The 7,761-nt window shown below is 71.3% G+C and carries 7 protein-coding genes; 4 read left to right on the top strand and 3 right to left on the bottom strand.

Annotation, left to right across the window (positions count from 1 at the left end):
* Positions 1-236 precede the first annotated feature (236 nt).
* The 4 genes from ACFXPL_RS10620 to ACFXPL_RS10635 all read left to right on the top strand — a co-directional run bounded on the left by ACFXPL_RS10620 (position 237) and on the right by ACFXPL_RS10635 (position 5,158).
* Entirely contained in the window at positions 237-1,508 is a 1,272-nt protein-coding gene (locus ACFXPL_RS10620; protein ID WP_384915757.1) for an aspartate kinase, read from the top strand.
* Between the two features lie 52 nt (positions 1,509-1,560).
* Positions 1,561-2,631 (top strand): aspartate-semialdehyde dehydrogenase, encoded by a 1,071-nt coding sequence (locus ACFXPL_RS10625; protein WP_384915760.1) that lies wholly within the window; start codon positions 1,561-1,563, stop codon positions 2,629-2,631.
* 461 nt (positions 2,632-3,092) lie between these two features.
* Positions 3,093-3,668, top strand: coding sequence for a SigE family RNA polymerase sigma factor (locus ACFXPL_RS10630; RefSeq protein ID WP_384915763.1), 576 nt, complete (start codon positions 3,093-3,095; stop codon positions 3,666-3,668).
* Positions 3,665-5,158 (top strand): hypothetical protein, encoded by a 1,494-nt coding sequence (locus ACFXPL_RS10635; protein ID WP_384915766.1) that lies wholly within the window; start codon positions 3,665-3,667, stop codon positions 5,156-5,158. Before ACFXPL_RS10630 ends, ACFXPL_RS10635 begins: the two co-directional genes overlap by 4 nt.
* A gap of 73 nt (positions 5,159-5,231) precedes the next feature.
* On the opposite strand, the gene ACFXPL_RS10640 is transcribed toward ACFXPL_RS10635, so the two are convergent.
* The 3 genes from ACFXPL_RS10640 to ACFXPL_RS10650 form a co-directional block, all read right to left on the bottom strand.
* A complete protein-coding gene (locus ACFXPL_RS10640) occupies positions 5,232-5,630 on the bottom strand; it encodes an ACT domain-containing protein (protein WP_384915767.1) in 399 nt (132 codons plus the stop codon).
* A 32-nt stretch (positions 5,631-5,662) separates the two neighbouring features.
* Positions 5,663-6,412, bottom strand: coding sequence for an SURF1 family protein (locus ACFXPL_RS10645; RefSeq protein ID WP_384915770.1), 750 nt, complete (start codon positions 6,410-6,412; stop codon positions 5,663-5,665).
* A 134-nt stretch (positions 6,413-6,546) separates the two neighbouring features.
* Positions 6,547-7,761, bottom strand: a 1,215-nt coding sequence (locus tag ACFXPL_RS10650) for an alpha/beta hydrolase family protein (protein WP_384915772.1), incomplete at its 5' end; no start/stop codon positions are given.

A 7,761-nucleotide genomic window follows, 5' to 3' on the forward strand; every position in this document is an offset into this window, starting at 1 on the left:
AGCGTCCAGGTGCGCTGCATACGCGTGACGTGGGCCACGTTCTGCGTGCCTCGCTCGATCGCGGGCATGTTTCCTCATCGAGCGGCCGTGGACGCCCGGGGTGATCACGGAGTGAGCGGGACATCTCACGATGTGATATAGACGGGTCGTCCGGCGGCCGCTCGTTAAACTGAGCCGACAGCAGCGATGTGCCGCGACGCGCGGTGCTGTAGCGATGGACTGAGCGAGGAGCGCACGTGGGCCTTGTCGTGCAGAAGTACGGAGGCTCCTCCGTAGCCGATGCCGAGGGCATCAAGCGGGTCGCCAAGAGGATCGTCGACGCCAAGAAGAACGGCCACCAAGTGGTCGTCGTGGTGTCGGCGATGGGTGACACGACGGACGAGTTGATCGATCTCGCCGGGCAGGTATCCCCGATCCCTGCCGGGCGTGAGTTCGACATGCTGCTGACCGCCGGAGAGCGGATCTCCATGGCCCTGCTGGCCATGGCGATCAAAAACCTGGGCCACGAGGCCCAGTCGTTCACCGGCAGCCAGGCAGGCGTCATCACCGACTCGGTCCACAACAAAGCGCGCATCATCGATGTCACGCCGGGCCGGATCCGGACCGCCGTCGACGAGGGCAACATCGCCATCGTCGCCGGTTTCCAGGGGGTGTCCCAGGACAAGAAGGACATCACGACCCTGGGGCGGGGCGGCTCGGACACCACGGCCGTCGCGCTCGCCGCGGCGCTGGACGCCGAGGTGTGTGAGATCTACACCGATGTGGACGGTGTCTTCACCGCCGACCCCCGGGTCGTCTCGAAGGCCCGGAAGATCGACTGGATCTCCTTCGAGGACATGCTGGAGCTGGCCAGCTCCGGTTCCAAGGTGCTGCTGCACCGCTGCGTCGAGTACGCGCGCCGATACAACATCCCGATCCATGTCCGCTCCTCCTTCTCGGGGCTTCAGGGCACATGGGTCAGCAACGAACCGCAAGGGGACCGCAAGGTGGAGCAGGCCATCATCTCCGGTGTCGCCCATGACACCTCCGAGGCGAAGATCACGGTCGTGGGCGTCCCCGACAAGCCCGGCGAGGCCGCGACGATCTTCCGCGTCATCGCGGACAACGAGATCAACCTCGACATGGTGGTGCAGAACGTCTCCGCCGCGTCGACCGGTCTGACCGACATCTCGTTCACGCTGCCGAAGACCGAGGGCCGCAAGGCCATCGACGCGCTGGAGAAGACGAAGGAGAAGATCGGCTTCGACTCGCTGCGCTACGACGACCAGATCGGCAAGGTCTCCCTCGTCGGCGCGGGGATGAAGACCAACCCGGGCGTCACCGCCGGGTTCTTCGAAGCGCTCTCCAACGTGGGCGTCAACATCGAGCTGATCTCGACATCCGAGATCAGGATCTCGGTGGTCATGCGGGAGGAGTCGGTCGTCGAGGCCGTACGCGCCGTGCACACCGCCTTCGGTCTCGACAGCGACTCCGACGAGGCCGTCGTCTACGGCGGCACCGGGCGATGACCCCGTCCGACGGCGGGGCGCCCGGGAGCGCGACACCCCGGAGAGCCGCGCGGTGAACGGGCGGCCGACGCTCGCGGTCGTGGGTGCGACCGGGGCCGTCGGCGCCGTCATGCTCCAGATCCTGACGCAGCACGCCGACGTCTGGGGCGAGATCCGGCTGCTCGCCTCGCCCCGTACGAACGGCCGCAAGCTGTCCGTACGAGGCGAGGCGACCGAGGTCGTCCCGCTCTCCGAGGAGGCGCTGGACGGCGTCGACGTCGCGGTGTTCCTCGTACCGGACGAGGTGTCCGCCAGGTGGGCGCCCGTTGCCGCGGCCAAGGGCGTCGTCGTCGTGGACCACTCCGCCGCCTTCCGGATGGACCCGGACGTACCCCTGGTCGTTCCCGAGGTGAACCCCCACGGCGTACGGACCCGGCCGCGCTCCATCATCGCCGGGCCGGGCTGCGCCACGCTCACGATGATCGTCGCCGTGGGCGCGCTGCACGCCGAGTTCGGCCTGCGCGAGCTGGTCGTCTCCTCGTACCAGGCGGCCAGCGCCGCGGGCCGGGGCGGGGTGGACGCCCTGCGCGACCAGCTCTCCCTGGTCGCCGGTACGCAACTGGGCACGCACCCGGGCGACGTGCGACGCGCGGTCGGCGACGCCACCGGACCCTTCACCGCGCCGCTCGCCCTCAACGTCGTGCCGTGGGCCGGCTCCCCGGACCCCACCGACGACGGCTGGTCCTCGGAGGAGACGGCGATCCGGGACGAGACCCGGAAGATCCTCGACCTGCCCGCGCTGCGGGTCGCGGCGACCTGCGTCCACGTACCCGTGATCACCGGGCACTCCCTCTCCGTGCACGCGCGCTTCGAGCAGGAGGTCACGGTCGACCGGGCGCACGAGATCCTGGCGACCTCGCCCGGCGTGGTGCTCTTCGACAACCCGGGGACGGGCGACTTCCCCACGCCCGCCGATGTGGTGGGGACGGATCCGACCTGGGTGGGGCGCGTACGGCGCTCGCTGGACGACACCAGGGCGCTGGAGCTGTTCGTCTGCGGTGACAACCTGCGCAAGGGCGCCGCCCTGAACACCGCGCAGATCGCCGAGGCCGTCGCCGCCGAGCCGGCGAAGCCGCGGCGGTAGCCGCCCGGTCGCCCATCGGTCGCCGATCGGCGAACGCCCGGTAGTCGGCGCAAATCAGTACGCCGTGACGGCTCAAAAGTTTGTAGGATCTGTGAACGCCCCATGGGCAGGCTGACCGGCTATGCCTTGTGAACTGGGGCGTTGCCATGTCGGACGCTTCTCGTCCCACCTTCCTGTGAGTTCCCGCGCAACCGCCGCGCGAGGACCGCAACCGCCGGATGGCTGGGAAGCGTCTCTGTGGTCGCCCCCCGTGTGGTGCCGCGGAACTGGGGCATAGGGGGAGATCAGGTACGCATGAGGGTATTCAGTGCAGCGTCAAATGGGGTGGCGTGCGCGTACAACCCTGACGGGGGGAAGCGTGTCCAACAAGCGTGGCAGCAGAGGTTCTCGACATCACAGCGGTTGTTCCGGTGCGCGGCGCGGCAGTGCGTCCGCTCCGGCGGCCCCGCATGCCCGGCGGCATGCCGGTGATCGCCCCCATGCCGGCCGCGCGGCCGGCCCGTATCCCGTCCCAGCGCGAGGGCGCTGAGGGGGCGATGGCGGCGGGTACCACCGTCGACCATCTCACCGAGACCTACCGTGCCCACTACCGGTCGCTGCTCGGCCTCGCCGCTCTGCTGCTGGACGACACGGCCTCCTGCGAGGACGTCGTCCAGGAGGCGTTCATCCGGGTGCACTCCGCGCGCAACCGGGTCAGGGAGCCGGAGAAGACGCTCGCGTACCTGCGGCAGACGGTGGTGAACCTGTCCCGCTCCGCGCTGCGCCGCCGCATCCTCGGGCTGAAGCTCCTCTCGAAGCCGATGCCCGACATGGCGAGCGCGGAGGAGGGGGCGTACGACCTGCTGGAGCGGGACGCGCTGATCAAAGCGATGCGCGGGTTGCAGCGCAGACAGCGTGAAGTGCTCTCCTTGCGGTACTTCGCCGACATGACCGAGGCGCAGGTCGCCGAGACGCTGGGAATATCCCTGGGTTCCGTGAAGGCGTACGGTTCACGCGGGATCGCGGCGCTGCGGGTCGCCATGGAGGCGTCGGCATGAGCGCGGGGCACAAGGACGGGCGGGAAGCCCCCGACGTGCGGTTGAACGACCTGACGGGGAACGGAACTGTGAAGAACGGGCCGGAGAACGAGCTGAGCGGCCGAGCCGACGGAGAGTCCGCCGAGGTCACCGCGGAGGCCGAGCGGGCCGAGGAGCCTGACGAGCCCGATGAGTCCGGTGCGTCCGATGCGTCTGGCACGTCTGGTACGTCGGATGCGCCCGACGCCGCGGGTCGCGGCGCGGGGGACGTACGGGACGAGCGTGACGGGAGTGACGCCTCGGACCGGGGCTCCGGCGACGCCCCGGCGACGACCGGCCCGAGCGGCCCGAGCGGCCCGACAGGCGGGAGTGACACGAGCGGCCCGAGCGGCCCGAGCGCGGATCTGCCGACGGACCTCTTCGCGGACCTGCGTACGGACCTGTCCGTGGATCCGAGTACGGACCTGAGCGGCGATCTCGGCGGGGTCCTGGACGGCGACGAGTTGGCGCTGCGCCGGCTCATGCACGGTGCCGTGGGTGAGCTGAAGCCCTCCGACGGCGCCCTGGACCATCTGCGCAAGGCGGTCCCCACCCGGCGGGCCAGGAAGCGGCAGGCCGTCGTGGGGATGGCCGCCGCCGCGCTGCTCTTCGGCACGGCGGTGCCCGCCTTCGTGCACGTCGCGAACACCAGCACGGCCTCGGACGAACACCCCGTCGTCGCCGGGCACGGTGAGAAGTCGCAGGGCGGCGCGGGCGCCGACCCGACCGACAGCGACCGGAAGACGAACCCGGACGGCCCCTCGGACAAGGTGTCCGCCGACGAGGACGAGCCCGACAAGCAGGAGAAGCCCGACTCCGACGCTTCGGCCGCGGCCGACGGCGGCAAGGGCGGCACGACCGACGCGTCCGGTGGCTCCGGCAACGTCAACACCTCGCAGGTCTGCTCCGCCGGCCAGCTCCGGCAGGCCAGCGCCGAGGTCGGCGCCGCCGACGCCACGGGCAAGGTGTACGGCACGTTCCGCCTCTCCAACGTCTCCTCCTCCGGGTGTACGGTCAGCGGCCGCGGCTCGGTCGGCCTCGGAACCGTCGGCGCGGCCGATGGCAGCAAGATCGGTGCCGCGCCGCACTTCGCGGGCGACGCGGCGACCGGGCTCCCCGACCCCTCCCAGGAGGCGTCGACGCTGACGCTGCCGCCGAACGGCACGTACCAGGTGAAGTTCGCCTGGGTGCCGTCGGAGACCTGCCCGACCTCGGGCGGCCCCTCGCCCGACCCCTCGCCCACGGACGACGGTTCGGCGGGCACGACCACCGGCTCCACGGCCGGCACCGGCGAAACCGGCGCGAGCGAAGGCAGCACCGGCTCGGAGACCCAGCTCCTCAACGACGGGATCACCGAGGACGGCAGCGTCTCCGTCTCCTACACCTCGGCGGCGGGTACGTCCGTACAGGCGACGGTCCCCAACGCCTGCGCGGGCACGGTCTACTGGACCGGCATGCTCAGCGGTTTCTAGGCACCTCGGCCCGCGGCACGTGCTGATCCGATGGGCGAGCGGCGGGCCGTGCCGACGCCGATGTCGTGGCGGCTCAGGCGGAGCGCCGCGCCAGACTCTCCAGGACGGCCACCGCCCGGTCGGCGTGCTCGTACGGGACGAACAGGTGGTCGTGATGGAACCCGGCGACGACATTGCAGCTCAGACCGGCGTCGGCGAGTTCCCGTGAGACCGAGGCGGTCAGCCCGACCGCTTCGAGTGCGGAACGGACACGCAAGGTGATCCAGCCGGCCACGTAGTCGTAGTCCAGTCCCGCCGCGTCCGCCTCTTCGCGAGGCACCACGAGGGTCACGCCCTCACGCTCGGCGACCATGACCACCGGGGTGATCCCGGAGGGCACACCGCCCTCGACCGTGGTGAACACATAGCGGCCCGGATTCAGCTCCGGACGCATGCCGCTCAGCAGTTTCCGCAGGTCACTCTCGCCGGCCACTACCGCCACCTCACATGTCATCACCAGCGGGTTCAAGCCGCGGTGCCCAGCCCGAGCGCCTCGTCCCTGGCGGTCTCCACCTCACGGCGGGCCAGCCGGAACCACATGAAGACCACGAACCCGGCGAACACGAACCACTCGCCGGTGTACCCCAGGTTCTGGAACGCCTTCATGTCGAGCCCGGTGTTCTGCGGCGCGGCGGCGGGCACGGGCAGCAGCCCGTCCGACGCCTGGCCCACGGTGACCCAGGCGTCGTACACCCCGTACGGCACGAGGTTGACCAGGGAGGCCGCGCTGATCATGCCGAGCTGACCGGTCGGCAGTCCGCCCGACCGCACCCCGTCGGAGCCGACCGCCTCGGACGCCTGGAGCGCCCCGGTCACGGTCACCTCGCCCGTCGGCGGCGCGGGCGTCTTCTCGCCGCCGGCCAGCCAGCCGCGTACGACGGGCAGCGCCTTGCCGTCGTCGGTGCGGAGCATGGTCAGGACGTACGAACCGGTCCTGCCGTCCAGCTTCCGGTCCGGCACCACGAACTGGTCCGCGTACCGTCCGGTCGCCGTGACATGGCGTCCCGACGTCTCCTGGTCGACCGGCAGCAGGGACGCCACTGCCACGGCGGGCCGCTTCGCGGGATCAGGCTTGGCCTCGGCCGCCCGGTGCGTGTCCACCCGGTCCTCGAAGCGCCCGAGCTGCCACATTCCCATGAAGATACAAAAGGGGATCGCCAGTACGACGAAGACGTTGATCCCCCACCATCGCGGAGTCACCAGGAACCGGTACACCCCTCCACGGTACGGAACGCCGCCCCGCCCCCGGGTCCCGGGGCCCCGCTTTCCCCGGCGCCCCGGCCCGGTCCGCCCCTCCCGGGCCGCGGTTCGCCCGCTACCGCGCCCCGGCCCGTCCGGCCCGTCCCGCTCTATCCGATGCCCAGGTGCCTCCTCGCGAAGTCCAGTTCCAGGCGCACCTGCTTGATCCGCTCCTCCACCACCAGCGAACCGTGCCCCGCGTCGTACCGGTACACCTCATGGACCGCGTCGCGCGCCGCCAGCCGGTCCACGTAGTTCTCCACCTGACGGATGGGGCAGCGCGGATCGTTCACCCCCGCCGAGATGTAGACCGGGGCCCGGACCGCGTCGACGTACGTCAGCGGGGACGACGCCTCGAACCGCTCCGGCACCTCCTCCGGCGTACCGCCCAGCAGGGTGCGGTCCATCGCCTTCAGGGCCTCCATCTCGTCGTGATACGCCGTCACGTAATCCGCGACCGGTACGGCCGCGAGGCCCACGGCCCAGGCGTCCGGCTGGGTGCCGAGGCCGAGCAGGGTCAGATAGCCGCCCCACGAGCCGCCCGCCAGGACCAGCCGCGCCGGGTCGGCCAGCCCCGAGGCGACCGCCCAGGCACGGACCGCCGCGATGTCCTCCAGCTCGATCAGCCCGACCCGGTGCTTGAGCGCGTCCGTCCACTCCCGCCCGTACCCCGTAGATCCGCGGTAGTTGACCCGTACGACCGCGAAGCCGTGGTCGACCCAGGCGGCGGGGCCCGCCGCGAACGCGTCGCTGTCGTGCCACGTCGGGCCGCCGTGGATCTCGAAGACCGTCGGGAACGGGCCCTCGCCCGACGGCCGCTGCACCAGCGCGTGGACCCGGCCGCCGGGGCCCTCGACCCACGCGTCCTCCACCGGCACCGAGGCGGGGGCCGTCATACCGGGCGCGTCGAGCACCACGCCGCCCGTCGTGGACCGTACCTCCGGCGGCCTGGCGGCCGACGACCACAGATACTCCACACTGCCGTCCGGCCGCGCCGTCGCCCCCGAGACCGTCCCGGCCGGGGTCTCCACCTGGATCAGCGCGCTCTTGGCGAAGTCGTAACGCCACAGCTCGTCGCGCGCCTCGAAGCTGTGCGCGATGAGCAGCCCCGAGCCGTCCGGATACCACTCGGCGTGGACATCGCCGGGCAGCTCGATCGCGAGATCCGTCTCCTCGCCCGTCAGCGGATCCCAGACGATCGGCTCCCAGCGGCTCCGCCGCTGGTGGCCGACGAGCAGCCGGCTGTCCCCGGCCACCGGGGCGAAGCCCAGCACGTCGAGGCCCAGCTCGCGCGTGCCCCCCTCGGTGTCGTCCAGCTCGGCGAC

Source organism: Streptomyces sp. NPDC059092 (genome assembly GCF_042756365.1).
Classification (GTDB): domain Bacteria; phylum Actinomycetota; class Actinomycetes; order Streptomycetales; family Streptomycetaceae; genus Streptomyces.